Raw genomic sequence first — 17430 nt, 5'->3', positions numbered from 1 at the left:
CTAAAAAGGCCTCAGATGAGGCCTTTTTTGATCCGATAGACTTGTTATGAGTTACTGATTTTAACCTGCGATACCACCTTGAGTGAGCGCGGTTGGGTCAAGCAGCTTGCTGAGTTCTTCTCGGCTGAGATCGGTTTCTCTCTCGGCAACATCAAGAATCGGTAAGCCCTCTTTGTAGGCTTTCTTCGCAATATCCGCCGCTTTTAGGTAGCCAATCACAGGGTTAAGTGCGGTCACCAGAATTGGATTCTTTGAAAGCGCTAAATCAAGATTGTCTTGGCGCACAGTGAAGGTGGCAATCGCTTTATCTGCCAATGCGAGTGAGCTATTAGCGAGAAGCTCAATACTTTCTAATACGTTATGCGCAATGACTGGCAGCATTACATTCAATTGGAAGTTACCTGACTGTCCTGCCACCGTAATCGTGGTGTCGTTACCAATTACTTGCGCTGCCGCCATCGCAGCTGCTTCTGGAATTACAGGGTTTACCTTGCCCGGCATGATAGACGACCCTGGTTGGAGAGCTTGTAATTCAATTTCCCCTAATCCAGCTAGCGGGCCAGAGTTCATCCAGCGAAGATCGTTTGAGATCTTCATGATCGCAACTGCTGCAGTTTTGAGCTGTCCCGAAAGCGCAACGATCGCGTCTTGGCTGCTGAGATTAAAAAAGAAGTTTTCACTTGAGTTAAAGCTGATCTTTGTCGATTGGGACAGGTTACTTGCAAACTTATCGGCAAAGCGTGGGTCAGCATTGATCCCGGTTCCTACCGCTGTTCCACCTTGAGCAAGCGCCTTGATAGCAGGTAGAGTGCTTTCAATGGCTTGCTTGGCGTGTTCAATCTGGAACTTCCAGCCACCAAGCTCTTGAGCAAAGGTAATTGGCATCGCATCCATGAGATGAGTACGGCCTGTTTTTACTACCTCAGCAAGTTCTTGCTGCTTAACGGTAAGTGAGCCAGAAAGGTGGGAGAGTGCAGGTAACAACTTATTTTCAGCCATCAGAGCGACACTGACTTGAATCGCGGTTGGTACCACATCGTTGCTGCTTTGGCCCATATTGACGTGATCATTCGGGTTCACGTCGCCTTGTAAGCTTCTTGAGGCGAGTGTAGCAATCACTTCATTAGTATTCATGTTGGAGCTAGTGCCAGAGCCGGTTTGGTAGACATCGATCGGGAATTGATCCAGATGCTTACCATCGATGATCTCTTGGCTCGCTTCGGCAATCGCATTGGCAATATCACCTTCCAATAAGCCTAATTGAGCATTGGTATCAGCAGCAGCTTGTTTGATTAACGCCAGCGCTTGGATAAAGCTGGTGGGCATTTTGTGGGAGCTAAACGCGAAGTTGTCTGCGGCACGTTGAGTTTGTGCTTGGTACAGCGCATCAGCAGGGACTTTCACTTCCCCCATGCTGTCTCTTTCAATTCGAAATTGTAGGGTCATCTTCTATCCTTGTTAGCCAAGTGGGGCTTGGACTTGTTGTAGTGTTTGGCTGAGATTCAAAAAACGCACTTGGCCATGAGGCTGCTGGCAGTAGTGGCGCTTTAAATAAAATAGTGGTGAGTGAATAGAGTCTAGGCAGATATGACGAAAGGTAAAACTACGCTCAGAAGATTCAATCGCTTCAATCAAATGGAAGAAAACTTGGCGCAGGTACAGCTCACACAGCAAGATGTTTTCTTGGGCGGCGTGCTTTTCATAGTAAGCGGAAAGCGTCAGTGCGCACTCGATATAGTCTCGAATCACAAACGGTTCGTGGCCTTGAACTTGTTCTAAGGAGGTAAAGCGATCCTGCGCTTTGTAGAACCTCGAATAGAGACCCTGCTGTTCTTTCATCATCATTTGCATCTCTTTAATGGATGTTAATGATAATTATTATCAAATGAGATTTTAAAAACAACCCTTTGTTCATCTTTTTATAAAATGGAAGGAAAAAGAAAAAGCCGATACATAACGTATCGGCTTTCTGAGGTTCAGTACCTAATCCCTACAATGTAAGTACTGATTCGTTTTTTGCTAAACATCTCTGCTTAGTGGTCGTGAGCTTCACCAGCACCTTTCGGGTAACGGATGTTCTCAACCATATCTTGTACGTCTTGTGGTACTTCAGCAGTTACTTTGTTTACAGCAATTGATACTACGAAGTTTAGACACATACCTAGCGTACCGATACCTTCTGGGCTGATACCAAACCACCAGTTTTCAGGTGTGCTTGCTGCTGGGTTAATGAACTTGAAGTAGATGATGTAGCTTGCTGTGAAGGCAATACCTGACAACATACCTGCAATTGCGCCTTCCTTGTTCATCTTCTTGTAGAAGATACCTAGGATAATCGCTGGGAAGAAGGATGCTGCGGCTAAGCCGAAGGCAAACGCTACTACCTGTGCTACAAAGCCTGGTGGGTTAATACCTAAGTAACCTGCACCTACAATCGCGACCATGGCTGCCAAACGAGCGGCTAACAGCTCTTGCTTGTCGGTCATGTTTGGTCTGAAGCCTTTCTTCAATAAGTCATGTGAAATCGACGTTGAGATAACCAATAGTAGACCCGCGGCTGTTGATAGCGCGGCTGCTAGGCCACCGGCTGCAAGCAGTGCTACAACCCAGTTTGGTAGTTTCGCTAGCTCTGGAGAAGCCAGTACGATGATGTCACGGTTAATCTTCATCTCGTTGCGCTCATCGCCCGAGTAGAACATTTTGCCATCGCCGTTCTTATCTTCCCAACCGACTAGACCTGTGCTTTCCCAGTTTTTGTACCAGCTTGGTGCGTCTGCGGCTGCGACACCTTGCATGTCAGGGCCGTTGATTGTTTCGATCATGTTTACACGAGCGAATGCTGCAACACCTGGTGCTGTTGTGTATAGCAATGAGATGAACAGTAGAGCCCAACCCGCTGAGATACGAGCATCACGTACTTTTGGTACAGTGAAGAAACGAATGATTACGTGTGGAAGACCCGCAGTACCGACCATTAGAGCCGCACAGATGAAGAATACATCCACCATGCTCTTGTTACCTTCGGTATAGGCGGTAAATCCGAGTTCTTCGGTTAGCCCATCCAGTTTATCAAGTAAGTAAACATCCGTGCCTGATAGCGTAGAGCCCATACCAACTTGTGGAAGTGGGTTACCAGTCATCATGATTGACGTAAAGATTGCTGGAACAAGGAAGGCGAAAATGAGGACACAGAATTGAGCTACCTGCGTATAAGTGATGCCTTTCATGCCACCAAGTACTGCGTAGAAGAACACAATACCCATACCAATGATGATGCCTAGGTTAATGTCGACTTCTAGGAAACGAGAGAATACAACGCCTACACCACGCATCTGACCTGCAACGTACGTGAATGATACGAAGATTGCACAGAATACCGCTACCATACGTGCTGTTTTCGAGTAGTAACGCTCACCGATGAAATCAGGAACCGTAAACTGACCGAATTTACGTAGGTAAGGTGCTAAACATAGCGCAAGTAGTACATAACCACCTGTCCAACCCATGAGGTAAACCGCACCGTCGTAGCCGACGAATGAGATGATACCTGCCATTGAGATGAATGATGCTGCCGACATCCAGTCAGCGGCAGTCGCCATTCCGTTTGCTACTGGGTGTACACCACCGCCAGCAACGTAGAACTCACTTGTAGACCCTGCACGAGCCCAGATTGCGATGCCGATATATACCGCGAAAGTAATACCGACGAGAATAAACGTCCAAGTTTGAATATCCATGTTCTAGCCTCTAGTCTTCCTGTACGTTGTATTTTTTGTCGAGCGCATTCATGCGGACAACGTAAATAAATATCAGCGCCACGAAGGTGTATATCGAACCTTGCTGAGCGAACCAAAACCCTAGCTTGAACCCGCCAAACTGAACGGTGTTGAGGGCATCCACAAATAAGATGCCAGCGCCGTAAGACACTGCAAACCAGACAGCGAGCAGTGTTCCCATAATTCCCAAGTTTTCCTTCCAGTAGGCTTGAGCATGTTCCGTAGATTCGAACGCCATTGCCTTCTCCTTTATTCCGTTTCCGTAGAATGTCGTTGTGTTAACGTAATGTTACGATTTGAAATGTAGCAAGGATAAGTCAAGGGATCTGTGCAACTTTAGTCGGGACGGTATTAGCCCTAATTCACTGAAATATGGGAGTTGGGAGACAAAACCATATAAAAATGTGATGTTACAATGTTGTTAAATTAGCCAAAGGTCTAACAAAAAGGGGCGAATTAATGGGGGAGTAATAAAATTTAACAACTAAATGACAGAGAATCATTATTTAACCCTGCATATGACACGAAGCGAAATATAAGTTTGTTATAGTCATTACGCTGCTTTTAGAGCTCTTTTCTTGCCTAATGGCAGAAATTCGACATGCTTTAATCACGAGTTTAATCTTTGGGGGAACGAATTGGACGCAATAACTATTAATCACCTATTTTTAACTGGTGCAGTGCTCATCGCCATCAGTGTACTTTTCTCACAAGTGTCCTCACGATTGGGCGTTCCGATTCTTTTGATCTTTTTGTTTGTTGGTATGTTGGCGGGTGAAGATGGTCCCGGTGGCATCAATTTTGACGATTATTCATTAACTTACTTGGTGAGTAACCTCGCGCTTGCAGTGATCTTGCTGGATGGCGGTATGCGAACCAAGGTCGCAAGTTTCAAGGTCGCTTTTTGGCCGTCACTTTCGTTAGCCACGATAGGTGTGGCCTGTACTGCAACTCTGACCGGCTTAATGGCGGCTTGGCTATTCGAACTATCACTGATGCAAGGCATTCTGGTGGGGGCTATTGTGGGCTCGACCGATGCAGCTGCGGTGTTTTCTCTGCTGAAAGGGCAAAGCCTCAACGAGCGTGTTGGCTCAACCCTAGAGATTGAATCGGGCACCAACGACCCAATGGCAGTCTTCCTGACGGTGACTTTAATCGCGTTACTTGGTACCCCAGATGCCGAGATGGGGATGAATTTCCTACTGAAAAGCTTCGCGATGCAATTTGGCATCGGCACCTTTATCGGCCTAGGTGGTGGTTGGGTTTTATGGAGCCTCATCAATCGAGTACAACTGGCTGACGGCCTTTATTCGATTTTGGTACTCAGTGGCGGTGTGGCTCTGTTTGCCTTCTCTAATATGCTTGGAGGCAGTGGCATCTTATCGATTTACCTAGTGGGCTTGTTCATTGGTAATCGTCCGACACGCTCTCGACACTCTATTCTTAATGTTCTTGATGGCATGACTTGGCTAAGCCAGATCGTGATGTTCCTAGTGTTGGGTTTATTGGTTACGCCATCGACATTGATGGAAATCGCACTCCCTGCCTTGGCACTGGCGTTCGGTATGATCCTGTTTGCTCGTCCGCTGTCGGTTTGGTTGGGTTTACTGCCATTTAGAAGCTTTACCAGCAAGGAGCGCTGGTTTGTTTCTTGGGTAGGTTTACGTGGCGCGGTACCGATCATTTTAGCGGTATTCCCGATGATGGCTGGCCTGCCCAATGCTCAGCTGTATTTCAATATCGCCTTCTTCGTGGTTATGGTTTCGCTGATTGTCCAAGGCGGTAGCTTGATGAAAGTTGCGAGACTTGCTCAAGTCACTTTACCACCAACGCCTACGCCTATTTCGCGTACAGGTATTGAGATTTATCCGACCAGTGAGTGGGAGATGTTTGTCTACAAGCTGAAAGAAGAAAAATGGTGTGTTGGTGAACCGCTTAAGCGCTTGTCGATGCCAGAAGGCACACGTATTACTGCACTGTTTAGAAAGGATGCCTTGCTTCACCCATCGGGCAGTACCGTGCTAGAGGCGAACGATATTCTCTGTGTGCTTGGTCAAGATAAAGACCTAGATAGCTTAAGTGAGCTATTCAGTGAGGCACCTTTGGCTGAAGAAGCTGCACGGTTCTTTGGTGACTTCTTCCTAGATGTAGAGCTATCGGTTGCTGCAGTGAGTGATTGTTATGGTATTGAACTTGGCTCAGAAGAAGAGCGCGACATGACGTTAAAACAATTGGTTGCTCAAGAGCTTGGCGCACACTCTGTATTGGGCGATAGCTTTGAGTGGCATGACATCACTTGGGTAGTAGCAGAAATAGATGATCATAAAGTCGTCAGGTTGGGTTTATGTTTACCTAAGACGACTTTAGAAGAGGATATCAGTGAAGCTTAATTATGGACTTCTTGCAGTAAGATAACCGCTTGAGTTCGGTTTTTTACATCCAGTTTACGGAAGATGGCTGTCATGTGTGCCTTGATGGTCGCTTCCGAAACATTCAATTCATACGCGATTTGCTTGTTAAGCAAGCCGTCAGAAAGCATCCCTAATACCTTGTACTGTTGAGGCGTCAGTGTGGAAATCTTTTCCGCAAGGTCATTGCAGGCTGCATTGTTGGTGATCAGACCTTCTGGGAAGAATGGGTCACCATTAAGTACCTGATTCAGCGCACTCACTAATTCACGCATATCACTCGACTTAGGAATAAAGCCAAAGGCACCGTGGCTCTTCACTTGAGTGACCACACTAGCATCTTCACTGGCAGAGACGACCACAATCGGTAGATCTGGGTATTCCGCGCGAAGTTGAATGAGACCGGACATCCCGTTTGCTCCCGGCATTTTCAGATCGAGCAGTAATAGATCCGGCTCGTCTTCTTTCTTCAGCAGAGTTAGTAAGGCATCGAGAGAATCGGCCTCAAGCAGGTTCGCACCGCTGATCGCCATATGAACTGACTGAAACAGGGCGTTGCGAAAGAGAGGGTGGTCATCAGCAATGATGATGGTATAGGTCGAGTCCATGACGTTCATACTTTTAACAATTTAGTTAATATTTATTATCATCCTGATCGCGTATGTGGACAATATCTATGCATTAAAAGTCTGAACCATATCGACTTTTATCCCTGTTCTTGGAAAGTGTTTCTTACAATCACAAAAAAGCCGCACTGCCATCTCGTTATGAGGAGCGGTGCGGCTTTCGTTAGTGCTTATATTTAGATGAATGTCGCTGTTATAGCTGGTGGTCTTGCATGTGCTTTAAGAATATATCGGCAGGCATAAAACCCGTCACACGAGCATTTGGAACATGGTTACCCTTGCTGTCCCAGAACTCAATGGTTGGTAAACCTAGCACCTGTAACTGTTTAAGCAATTCAATGTCTTGGGGCATGTTCTTCGTTACATCCGCTTGAAGAAGGACAAAATCAGAAAGCTTGTTCTCTACATCGGCTTGATGGAAGGTGTACTTCTCAAACTCTTTACATGCGACACACCAATCGGCGTAGAAATCGAGCATCACTGGCTTACCGAGTTTCTTCGCTTCAATCAACTGGATTTCTAACTCTTCTACCGTGTTGACGCGCGCAAATTGGATTTGCTGTTCAACCACCACGCTCTTTTCTGCAAACCAGTAGTTGAGTGCAGGCTGTGCTGAGGCAAACAGCCCAAGCATCGCAATAATCCCCACTGCACTTTGCTTCCAGCCACCGAATGGCAGAGTATTTTTGCTGTGGTAAAGCCAACCAAAGGCGATGAAACCAAGGCTAGACCAAAGTACCGTCGCCCAAAATTCAGGGATGATACGTTCTAATAGGAAGATTGGCGCCGCAAGTAAGATGAAGCCAAATACGACCTTAACCTTATCCATCCAACCGCCCGCTTTCGGCAGTAACTTGTTACCAAATACCGCGACTAAGACCAGTGGAATACCCATACCGATCGCTAAGGCATAAAGGGCAATTGCACCGGTAAATAGGTCACCACTTTGAGCAACGTACAGCAATGCTCCAGACAGTGGTGCTGTAGTACAAGGTGAACACACTAAGCCAGAGATAGCACCCATCGCGAACACGCCTAGAGTATTGCCACCTTGCTGCTTATTGCTTTGGTTATTGAGCCAAGTTTGAATGCTACTTGGTAGTTGCAGGTTATAAACGCCAAACATCGACATCGCTAACGCCACGAACAGAACACTCAACGCGATCAGCACGTAAGGGTGCTGCATAGCCGCTTGGAACTGCATGCCGGCAGAGGCAACCACTAAACCCAATAAGGTGTAGGTTAAGGCCATGCCTTGCACGTAAATGAACGACAGCATCAGCGCTCGACCTTGGCTGAGCTTGCCGCCACCTAAAACGATACCCGTTAGAATTGGATACATAGGCAACACACACGGCGTAAACGCTAAACCAACACCGAGTGCTAAGAACAAGAGAGGAGTCCACCAACTGTCACCGAGCTTATCGGCTAAGCCTGCTTCTTTTGAAACGGGAGTATTGGTTTGTTGAGTGGTATTGCTTGCTGCGTCAGCTGTAGGAGAAGAGGGTTGTACTGAATTGTCAGCTTCACTAGTTGCATCAGATGAACCTTGTGAGGCACCACTGTTTTGTACATCACTGCTTTTCATATCCCCAGGACTCGTCGCAGTAAACGGTTCAATGTCGATTACTCGAATCTCTGGCGGGTAGCAGAACCCAGCGTCCGCACAGCCTTGATACTTAACGATCAGCTGTGAGCCATCTTGGTAACTCTGTAGCGGAACTTGCACGAATAGCGGCTGCGTATAAATGCTCACCTCACCAAAGAACTCATCTTGGTGTGGTTGGCCGTCTTCCATTTCAACATTGCCGATCGCGAGGTTTTTGCCGGTGAAAGAGAGGCTATGTTGATAGAGGTAGTAGCCCTCTTTTACTTGCCAGTCGAGAAGGAGCTTGCCGTCTTGCTGGTAGTAATTGAAAGGGAAAGCTTGGTCTACAGGGACAAAACCATTGTTATTGCCTCCGAAGCTTGGCTCGGCGTTGTCATTTCCAAAAAGCGCCCACGCAGGCTGGGTGAATAGGGAAACACAAACAAAAAGTAATGTGGCAAGTCGTCGCATACTATTTAGTCATCAAAATGGAGTTGAAGGTATCTTAACTCAATCAGACCGTAATAGTTTGTGATTAGTTTCATCGACCAGCAAATATCCATTAGGGCGGGTGAGCCACTTTCGTCGGCAGTCGAGAGAGAGTCAGCAGAGCAACTGCAGTGAACAGCCCTTGCCAATAAGACATTTAGGCAACACCCAAGCGTGCTTTTACCACTTGTTCGCAAGCATCTATGTTGGTCGTGTCTTTTGGAATAATTAACACGGTGTCGTTGCCACCAACAGTGCCGATAATCTCGGTATGTGGGTCGATATCAACCAATCTTGCGACCAACTGTGCACAACCAGGGTGGGTTTTTACTATCACCATCGCTTGGTTATGAGTGATTAATTCGATTTGCGATGAGATGGACGCATCGACACGAACAGGTGCACTTTCAACCGTGATGCAGTACACCTTTTTACCACAGGCGTTCTGGATTTTTACTACGCCAAGCTGTGACAAAATACGAGATACGGTTGATTGGCTAATGCCGGTATAACCTATCTCGACCAGTTTCTCGCGCAGTTGGTTTTGGGTCGAGAAGCTTTGTTGTTGTAGTAAGCGTTTGCACGCCGCAGTCAGTGTTTTATCTTCAGCTGAATACAAGCAACCGTGCTCAGTGATTTCGTTCATGAACAACTCCTTAAGGTCAACGTGTGGATATCGCTTGTCCATAGCGCCGAACGCACTCCCAAAGCCGTAGAGTACGATTATTAATAGGGCTTACCGATGAATCCCGAAGTAAAGAAGGGAGGGTATGCGAGATGTATGATCATCTATGCATTGAGTCTACCACTAAAGGATAGTTATCTTTTTGAGGGCGATCACCAAATAATATTCTGGTTTATTGCTTTTATTTTGGGGTTTTATTCTTTGGTTAATGGATATTTATTCCGACTTGGGAATAAATATCCATATTAGTTAAGTGGCTTTTGTTGCGAAGGTAATACCGCTAAGGGTTAGCGAATTTCATTCATGATCTCGCGAGAGAATACTTTTTCACAGTAGTGACATTTTAGCTGCACTTTTTCCTGTTTTAACTGCACTTTAAAGTGACTTTCGACAGGTTCACCGTGTGAAATACAGTTGCTATTTGGGCAAGAGAACACACTGTGGATTTGCTCTGGCAGTACAAGGGTTAGCTTGTTAACCACTTTATATTCTTCAATCTGATTGACCGTTGCCTGCGGAGCATAAAGAGCCAATTGGTTGGCTTGTTCCTTGGTCAGGAAGATGTTTTCAATTTTGATTAGGTCTTTATGGCCAAGTGCCGATGATGGCAGGTTTAAACCCATAGTGATGCGCTGCTCTGTTTTGTGCAGCTTAAACAGTTTAAGGATTTTGATACCAAGGTGCGCAGGGATGTGGTCAATCACGCTGCCGTTACGGATCGCTTCTACTTGTAGCTGAGTTTGTTTAACCATGACTGTTTCTCCTGCTTATAAAGTGTCGTTAAGAACTAGGGCCAATAGGGCTTCGCGAGCGTATACACCGTTTTCAGCTTGTTCGAAGTAGTAAGCGTGCGGAGTTTTATCGACATCGGTGGTGATTTCATCGACGCGTGGCAGCGGGTGAAGGACCTTCATGTTTTGACGAGCGTCTTTCAATGTATCGGCGGTGAGGATGTAAGCCGATTTCATGTGCGCGTATTCCGATGCATCAAAGCGCTCTTTCTGTACACGAGTCATGTACAGAACATCCAGTTCTGGCACGACTTCTTCAATGCTGCTGTGAGTGCTGTATTGGATACCCATCTCTTCTAATTCTTCACAGATGTAATCTGGCATCTCTAACACTTCTGGTGCGATAAAGAAGAAACGCACGTTATTGAATTTTGATAGCGCTTGCGTCAGTGAGTGCACAGTACGGCCATATTTTAGGTCGCCGACGAATGCCACATTGAGGTTATCAAGCGTGCCCTGCGTTTCGTAAATCGAGAACAGATCCAGCAAGGTTTGAGTTGGGTGTTGGTTGGCACCGTCGCCACCATTCACCACCGGAACACCGTTAGAAAATTCAGAGGCTAAACGTGCCGCGCCTTCTTGTGGGTGACGCATCACAAAGGCATCGACGTAAGATGAAATAACCTGCACTGAATCGGCAAGCGTTTCGCCTTTTTTAGCCAGCGATGTGTTACCGCCATTATCAAAGCCGATAACCGTGCCGCCAAGGCGTTGAACTGCGGTTTCAAATGAAAGGCGAGTTCGAGTTGAAGGCTCAAAGAAGCAGCTCGCAACGACTTTATTTTTTAGCAGCTCTGGGTTTGGCTCGGCCTTGAGTCTTGCTGCTGTGTCGACGATAAGCTCTAGTTCATTACGAGTGAGCTCAGGTATGGAGATGATGTGCTTGTTAAATAACGAATGCGCCATAACGGGTCTTCCTTTTTCTATGCATACAGTCAAATTGCGGACAAAAAAAAGCCCCCTAAAAATAGGAGGCTTCGAAACGATCAATAGAGCAAAATAAAAATGACACCACCGCCACTCTTTGGCGTGTAGTTTGACAATTATGTGCGACAGAGTTGCGGTTCATTTTTTGCTCTCTTAAGACAAATTTCGGAGGATTATACTCAGATAAAAACAGCACGCAATAGTTTCTGTAAAGTATTCATTTTATGGATATTTATGCCAGGTTGGTCTGTGTTTTTACTTCTTTTTAAGCCTTTGTTGAAGCTGAAAAACTTCGACTTTCTTCGGCTATAATTCTTTCAAATGAATGAAAAAAAATGCGGGCTTTATCCAAGGGCTAAATCCCAAGTACGCCACCCGCATTTCCCTGTTATTGCACTCAACTTATCGACTTCTTTGTAAATAAGAGAGTGCATTGCTTCTAAGTTTTATTAACTGTTTCGTTTGTTAACTGCCTAGTGTTGCAACCATTACCGCTTTGATGGTGTGCATACGGTTTTCAGCTTCATCGAACACGATAGAGTATTCAGACTCGACCACTTCATCCGTCACTTCCACGCCGTCTTTTAGTTGTGGATATTCAGCAGCAAGTTGTTTGCCTACCGTAGTATCTTCGCCGTGGAAAGCTGGTAGGCAGTGCATGAATTTCACATGTGGGTTGCCTGTTGCCTTGATCATTTCCATGTTCACTTGGTAAGGCATCATTAGGTTAATACGCTCAGCCCACGCTTCTTTTGCTTCGCCCATGGATACCCAAACATCGGTGTATAGGAAGTCACAACCTTGCACGCCTTCTTGAACATCTTCTGTTAGCGTGATTTTACCGCCAGTGTGTTCAGCAATTTCACGACATTGAGCCAATAGCTCTTCTTGTGGCCAGAATTGTTTTGGAGCAACAAGGCGAATGTCCATGCCCATTTTCGCAGCGCCAACCATCAGAGAGTTGCCCATGTTGTTGCGAGCATCACCTAGGTAAGCAAAACTGATTTCATGCAGTTGTTTACCACGGCCGTATTCCGTCATAGTTAGGAAGTCAGCAAGAATTTGTGTTGGGTGGAATTCGTCAGTCAGACCATTCCATACAGGTACGCCAGCGTAAGCGCCTAGCTCTTCAACGATTTCTTGACCGAAGCCGCGGTATTCGATGCCATCGTACATACGGCCAAGAACGCGAGCCGTGTCTTTCATTGATTCTTTGTGGCCAATTTGAGAGCCAGATGGGCCTAAGTAAGAAACTCGAGCACCTTGGTCGAATGCGGCAACTTCAAATGCGCAGCGAGTACGAGTTGATGTTTTCTCAAAGATAAGCGCAATGTTTTTGCCAGTCAGTGTTGGCTGTTCGTAACCGTTGTACTTCGCTTTTTTAAGCTCCATAGAAAGATCTAACAAGTGTTGAATTTCGCGTGGAGTGAAATCTAGTAGTTTTAGGAAGTTACGATTGCGTAGGTTAAAAGCCATGATGTATTCCTTCTTAGATTTAGGCGCTTTCTTGTTACAGGGAAAGAAAATTCAAGAAAGCGCGATTCAATTTTTGTGTATTAATTTCAGTTCAAACGGTGATTCAGTTTTCTCGCAAGGTTTAAAGTGCTCGCGAGTGGATTAATCTTTGGTGATGTTGGTGCCCGCTTGGCCTTGCAGAATTTGCAAACCATCTTCCAGCGCTCCGATACCGACGACTTTGCCGCCTTGTTGGATGAATTCGCACGATGCTTCAATTTTTGGCCCCATTGAACCGGCATCAAATTCGAATTTTGCGAGTTCACTTGGTGTAGTACTGCGTAGTGCGTGTTGAGTCGGTTTGCCCCAGTCAAGGTACACTGCGTCAGCATCGGTCAAAATAAGTAGCGCATCTGCATCCAGTTGTTTCGCCAAGAAAGCCGCTGACATGTCTTTGTCGATAACCGCTTCCACACCAACTAATTTGCCATTCTCTTTTTTCACTGGGATGCCGCCACCGCCAGTACAAATCACTAGGTGACCTGCATCGATAAGCTGGGTGATCGCTTCGTGTTCAACAATGCCTGTTGGTCTTGGGCTTGGTACTACACGGCGGAAATGTTGGCCGTCGGGTTTGACGATCCAATGGAATTTCTCTGCCAATTCACGCGCTTCAGCTTCTTCGTAGATCGGGCCAATCGGTTTGGTTGGATCGGCAAATGCAGGATCGTTTGGATCAACCGTCATTTGGGTCAACATGCACGAGATGTTGCGGTTAGGCAGGTAGTTCTTGAACTCTTGCATCAACATGTAGCCGATCATGCCTTGAGTTTCGCTGCCCAACACATCTAACGGGTATGGGTTTACTTTCTTGTATTCCAAACCTTGTAGAGCAAGTAAGCCAACCTGTGGGCCATTACCATGTACTAACACTACGTTGTACACTTTTGCTATTTCAGAGATGGTTTTCACCGCCGTTTCAATATTACGGCGTTGAACATCGGCTTCTAACGGTTCACCGCGACGAAGTAGGGCATTACCGCCGAGTGCAACAACAACAGTTTGCTTAGTCATAATTGTGTTCTCTCATTTTGGCCAAGCTGAGATTATTTAAGATGGTTCAACTTGGCCGTTTCGTCTTAGTGATTAGATACCATCACGCTCAATTGGGCAGCTCATGCAGCGTGCGCCACCGCGACCGCGGCCAAGTTCGTCTCCAGGAATCGGAAGAACCGTGATGCCTGCTTTGTCGTATTTTTCGTTGGTGTAGGTGTTGCCTTCGTAGCCAATTACGACGCCAGGTTTAACCGTTAGTACATTGTTTGCATCGTTCCACTGCTCACGTTCTGCATGGAAGTTGTCACCACCCGTCGTGATTAGGTTTAGCTTGTCTACGCCCAGTGCTTTTTCGATAGCCGTTACAAAGTAGCCTTCTTCTTTCACTTTCACCGCGCCAGACTCATCGCCAGTTAGATTCCAGCACTGCACGTCTTTACTCACCACTTCAGGGTAAACAGAGAACGTATCTTCGTTCATGTGAGTCATAACGGTATCTAAGTGCATGCAAGAACGGTGTTTTGGTAGTTGCATTGCGATAACTTGTTTCGCTTGACCGTGTTTGAATAGGCTAGATGCTAAGTGCTCAACACCTTGTGCTGTTGTACGCTCAGACATACCGATAAGAACCGTGCCACGACCGATAACAAGAACGTCACCACCTTCAATCGTTGAGTTGTCGTAGCTGATGCTTTCTTCATCGCCGAAGTATTTAATGAAATCTTGGCCAGCGAATGTTGGATGCCAGCGATAAATAGCGCGAACGTGGTTGGTTTCACGTTGACGAGCAGGCTTCGCCATCGGGTTGATGGATACGCCACCGTATACCCAGCAAGATGTGTCACGAGTAAATAGGTGGTTTGGTAGAGGTTCGATAATGAAGTCGGTTGGTGCGTGCATACCTTGCATCATTGAAGATGATTTCATTGGCATTTCTGCGTAAGACAGACCGCCCGTTAGGATTTTTGCTAGCTCTAGGTTTGGTAAGTCGCCCAGGTAGCAGCGCACATCGTTAGCAAAAGTTTTACCTAAGCGGTAATCAGAAACTTGATGATTCAGAAGCCAATCTTTCGCTTCTGGCACGGCTAGCGTGTCTGCTAGTAGGTCAGTAAGAAGAAGAACTTCAACACCTTGATCACGTAGCGTTTGAGTAAATGCATCATGCTCTTTACCTGCACGCTCAACGGCCAGTACGTCATCAAACAGCAAATCGTGGCAGTTAGATGGTGTTAGGTGAGTCAGTGCGCGTCTTGGACGGTGAACTAGAACGCGGCGTAATTGACCTATTTCAGAACCTACATAGAACTTACTCATGATCGTCTCTCTCTTATATATTTGAATTACTTTTATCGCTAAGAGTAATTATTTATTTTCAGTTGAGAAGAATGAATTATTTATTCATATCTCTTGTCTGGAATTAATATTACGCCTGCTAGTCAGGTATTCTTAGAGATCTATCACAAATCGTTTTTTATCCCGCAGCCCTTTAAAATTAAGGGTTGTAACAAACTTTATGCACTTTTAACTATTGTTTATCCCTTCTAAATAGTTAACTCTTAGGGAACATTATGCATGCTTTTTTTGCTCGTCTTACTAGAACGGAGATTGCAGGGGTTTATATGCAATATAAATTTATTGATAAGATTAAGCTTAAGGTGGAAGTATGCAGTGTTAGTATTTATATATTTAATTTTGAATGTGAAATTAATTATTCCTTAACAATTTAAATTCGAATAAAGCTATTGCGGTCACACTTTATAATCGAGTGTTTTAATCTGATTTTCTATGAAAATAGCCAATATTACTCCTAGGTTATTACTGAATTAATTTCTTTAAATATAATTAACTCTAATAAGTGACTAAGTATTTATCTAAATATAGTAGCGATGAATGTTTGTTTATTTATTAGCCTTGACGTGGATGGTTAAATATTGATTTTGCTTTCTAGCAAGTGTCTTCAGCTCGTTTGCGTTTTACTGCTTAGGTTAGGTGATAGAGAGGCTTTAAATGATGCGTGGGCAGCTTGTGAGGGCATTTTTCTGAAAGGAGCTTGTTAGAGTCGATAGTGACAAAAAAGCCGCTAAGAAAGCGGCTTTGTGTGAGAAAGTGAGGTGTGCTGGTTTTAGATAAGCGCACCAATACTCAGTACAATGATGCAGAACACCATCAAGATACCGATTAATGGCATAACCCATTTAACCCAGCGTACGTAAGGGACACGAGCAATCGCCAAGCCACCCATTACTACCGCAGAGGTCGGTGTGATTAAGTTCACCAAGCCAGAGGCTGATTGGTAAGCAGTGATAACAAGGTCACGACCTACACCAGCAAAGTCGGCCAATGGCGCCATGATTGGCATGGTCAATACCGCTAAACCAGACGTTGATGGCACTAAAAATGACAATAGAATTTCTAAGAAGAACATCACGTTAATAAAGATAACCGAAGACAACCCGGTGACCATCTGCTCTGCAGAGAAGAGGATGGTGTCTGTGATCATACCGCGGTCCATCACCACCACAATGCCACGTGCGATGCCTATAATAAGCGCCACGCCCAGTAGGTCACGAGCACCATCAATGAAGCTTGACGTAAACTCTTCTTCGCTCATGCGAGACACTATACCAACGATGATGGTCGCAGCTAAGAACATTGCAGAGATCTCTGCCATCCACCATCCAGCAACGGAAACACCGTAAATCATTACCGCGAATGAGCCACCAAAAATAGTCAGAATTAGCTTACGAGTTGCGGTGAATTCAAGTTTTTCGCCACTTGCGTTGCCAAGGAAGTGCGCTTTGTTCTCTTCGTATTTGTCATACACAATCGATTTGCTTGGATCGGCTTGCACCATTCTTGCGTAACGCATGACGTAGGCGACACAGATACCCCAGCCAATAATTAGCATACCAACACGCAGCGCGATACCGTCGGTAAATGGAATACCAGAGGCGTTAGCAGCGATAACCGTTGCGAACGGGTTAATGGTTGAGCCTAGCACCCCTATGCCTGCGCCAAGCAGTACGGTTGCGGCAGCCACCAGAGGGTCAAAACGAGCAGCCATCATCACAGGTACTAATAGGGTGTAGAAGGGCAGTGATTCTTCTGCCATGCCGTAGACAGTACCGCCCGCGGCAAATAGTGCCATCAGTATTGGTATCATCAACTCTTCTCGCCCTTCTAAGCGGGCGGTGACGCGTTCGATACCGGCATCAATCGCTCCCGTCTTGGTGACGAGTCCTAAGAAGCCACCAATGATTAAGATGAACAGTGAAACGTCTATTGCCGCAGCTTCATAGCTATTGTGGTCGTAGAAGCCGTCAATAGGCGCTAGTAGTACGTCAATTACACCTTGAGGGTTACCCTCTACCGCTTGATAAGTACCTGTTACAGGTACTTCTCGACCTAGCTCCTCATTCATTGCTCGGTCGTATTGTCCTGCTGGAACAATCCAGGTAAGGAGCGCGACGAACGCAATTAGAATAAATAGAATGGTATAAGCAGAAGGGAATTTAAAATTGGCAAAGAAGCCGCCCTTTTTTGTCTCGCTTGGTATTGTCTGAGTTGTCATGGCTATCTCCTTACATCATCTTAAATAAAAGTGATGTGAATTAGCGACTAATGATTTA

General features: G+C 45.7%; 14 protein-coding genes. 1 reads left to right on the top strand and 13 read right to left on the bottom strand.

The genetic code is table 11. The annotated features are described in order from the left end of the window. Positions 1 to 60: 60 nt before the first annotated feature. From OCV56_RS15030 to OCV56_RS15015, 4 genes are all read right to left on the bottom strand, one after another. The gene (locus OCV56_RS15030; RefSeq protein ID WP_086715858.1) at positions 61 to 1446 is read right to left on the bottom strand and encodes a class II fumarate hydratase; all 1386 of its coding nucleotides are present in this window, start codon (positions 1444 to 1446) and stop codon (positions 61 to 63) included. Between the two features lie 12 nt (positions 1447 to 1458). Continuing rightward, on the bottom strand, positions 1459 to 1845 hold the full coding sequence (locus tag OCV56_RS15025) for a hypothetical protein (protein ID WP_167373192.1): 387 nt from the start codon (positions 1843 to 1845) through the stop codon (positions 1459 to 1461). 188 nt (positions 1846 to 2033) lie between these two features. Continuing rightward, positions 2034 to 3737, bottom strand: coding sequence for a sodium:solute symporter family protein (locus OCV56_RS15020; protein ID WP_017062715.1), 1704 nt, complete (start codon positions 3735 to 3737; stop codon positions 2034 to 2036). Positions 3738 to 3747: 10 nt separating this feature from the next. Next, positions 3748 to 4014, bottom strand: coding sequence for a DUF4212 domain-containing protein (locus OCV56_RS15015; RefSeq protein ID WP_010435433.1), 267 nt, complete (start codon positions 4012 to 4014; stop codon positions 3748 to 3750). A gap of 400 nt (positions 4015 to 4414) precedes the next feature. Between OCV56_RS15015 and OCV56_RS15010 the strand changes: the two genes are divergently transcribed. Next, the gene (locus OCV56_RS15010) at positions 4415 to 6166 is read left to right on the top strand and encodes a potassium/proton antiporter (RefSeq protein ID WP_086715856.1); all 1752 of its coding nucleotides are present in this window, start codon (positions 4415 to 4417) and stop codon (positions 6164 to 6166) included. Here the strand turns inward: OCV56_RS15010 and OCV56_RS15005 are convergent. From OCV56_RS15005 to OCV56_RS14965, 9 genes are all read right to left on the bottom strand, one after another. Beyond that, on the bottom strand, positions 6163 to 6792 hold the full coding sequence (locus tag OCV56_RS15005; protein WP_086715854.1) for a response regulator: 630 nt from the start codon (positions 6790 to 6792) through the stop codon (positions 6163 to 6165). The genes OCV56_RS15010 and OCV56_RS15005 overlap by 4 nt on opposite strands. Positions 6793 to 7003: 211 nt before the next feature. Next, complete coding sequence (locus tag OCV56_RS15000; protein WP_086715852.1) at positions 7004 to 8869, bottom strand: protein-disulfide reductase DsbD; 1866 nt, start codon at positions 8867 to 8869, stop codon at positions 7004 to 7006. A 175-nt stretch (positions 8870 to 9044) separates the two neighbouring features. Continuing rightward, entirely contained in the window at positions 9045 to 9533 is a 489-nt protein-coding gene (locus OCV56_RS14995; RefSeq protein WP_017630898.1) for an arginine repressor, read from the bottom strand. A 326-nt stretch (positions 9534 to 9859) separates the two neighbouring features. Further along, positions 9860 to 10324 carry an aspartate carbamoyltransferase regulatory subunit gene (pyrI, locus tag OCV56_RS14990; protein WP_017630899.1) on the bottom strand — a complete coding sequence of 155 codons (465 nt, stop codon included), beginning with the start codon at positions 10322 to 10324 and terminating at the stop codon, positions 9860 to 9862. 15 nt (positions 10325 to 10339) lie between these two features. Continuing rightward, the gene (pyrB, locus tag OCV56_RS14985) at positions 10340 to 11269 is read right to left on the bottom strand and encodes an aspartate carbamoyltransferase (protein ID WP_017062721.1); all 930 of its coding nucleotides are present in this window, start codon (positions 11267 to 11269) and stop codon (positions 10340 to 10342) included. A gap of 486 nt (positions 11270 to 11755) precedes the next feature. Continuing rightward, the gene (locus OCV56_RS14980; RefSeq protein ID WP_017063666.1) at positions 11756 to 12766 is read right to left on the bottom strand and encodes an ornithine carbamoyltransferase; all 1011 of its coding nucleotides are present in this window, start codon (positions 12764 to 12766) and stop codon (positions 11756 to 11758) included. Positions 12767 to 12907: 141 nt separating this feature from the next. Continuing rightward, positions 12908 to 13819, bottom strand: coding sequence for a carbamate kinase (gene arcC, locus OCV56_RS14975; RefSeq protein WP_086715850.1), 912 nt, complete (start codon positions 13817 to 13819; stop codon positions 12908 to 12910). A 72-nt stretch (positions 13820 to 13891) separates the two neighbouring features. Further along, entirely contained in the window at positions 13892 to 15115 is a 1224-nt protein-coding gene (gene arcA, locus OCV56_RS14970; protein WP_086715848.1) for an arginine deiminase, read from the bottom strand. Between the two features lie 808 nt (positions 15116 to 15923). Then, entirely contained in the window at positions 15924 to 17372 is a 1449-nt protein-coding gene (locus tag OCV56_RS14965) for a YfcC family protein (protein WP_086715846.1), read from the bottom strand. Positions 17373 to 17430: the final 58 nt, after the last annotated feature.

Source organism: Vibrio gigantis, from assembly GCF_024347515.1.
Lineage (GTDB): Bacteria > Pseudomonadota > Gammaproteobacteria > Enterobacterales > Vibrionaceae > Vibrio > Vibrio gigantis.
Note: the sequence above shows the minus strand (reverse complement) of the source record. Positions and strands in the feature narration are given on the sequence as shown.

Excerpts from the sequence above, each read along its gene's own strand:
- OCV56_RS15030 (WP_086715858.1), bottom strand. The coding sequence starts at position 1,446 with ATGACCCTACAATTTCGAATTGAAAGAGACAGCATGGGGGAAGTGAAA.
- OCV56_RS15025 (WP_167373192.1), bottom strand. The coding sequence starts at position 1,845 with ATGATGATGAAAGAACAGCAGGGTCTCTATTCGAGGTTCTACAAAGCG.
- OCV56_RS15020 (WP_017062715.1), bottom strand. The coding sequence starts at position 3,737 with ATGGATATTCAAACTTGGACGTTTATTCTCGTCGGTATTACTTTCGCG.
- OCV56_RS15015 (WP_010435433.1), bottom strand. The coding sequence starts at position 4,014 with ATGGCGTTCGAATCTACGGAACATGCTCAAGCCTACTGGAAGGAAAAC.
- OCV56_RS15005 (WP_086715854.1), bottom strand. The coding sequence starts at position 6,792 with ATGGACTCGACCTATACCATCATCATTGCTGATGACCACCCTCTCTTT.
- OCV56_RS15000 (WP_086715852.1), bottom strand. The coding sequence starts at position 8,869 with ATGCGACGACTTGCCACATTACTTTTTGTTTGTGTTTCCCTATTCACC.
- OCV56_RS14995 (WP_017630898.1), bottom strand. The coding sequence starts at position 9,533 with ATGAACGAAATCACTGAGCACGGTTGCTTGTATTCAGCTGAAGATAAA.
- pyrI (WP_017630899.1), bottom strand. The coding sequence starts at position 10,324 with ATGGTTAAACAAACTCAGCTACAAGTAGAAGCGATCCGTAACGGCAGC.
- pyrB (WP_017062721.1), bottom strand. The coding sequence starts at position 11,269 with ATGGCGCATTCGTTATTTAACAAGCACATCATCTCCATACCTGAGCTC.
- OCV56_RS14980 (WP_017063666.1), bottom strand. The coding sequence starts at position 12,766 with ATGGCTTTTAACCTACGCAATCGTAACTTCCTAAAACTACTAGATTTC.
- arcC (WP_086715850.1), bottom strand. The coding sequence starts at position 13,819 with ATGACTAAGCAAACTGTTGTTGTTGCACTCGGCGGTAATGCCCTACTT.
- arcA (WP_086715848.1), bottom strand. The coding sequence starts at position 15,115 with ATGAGTAAGTTCTATGTAGGTTCTGAAATAGGTCAATTACGCCGCGTT.
- OCV56_RS14965 (WP_086715846.1), bottom strand. The coding sequence starts at position 17,372 with ATGACAACTCAGACAATACCAAGCGAGACAAAAAAGGGCGGCTTCTTT.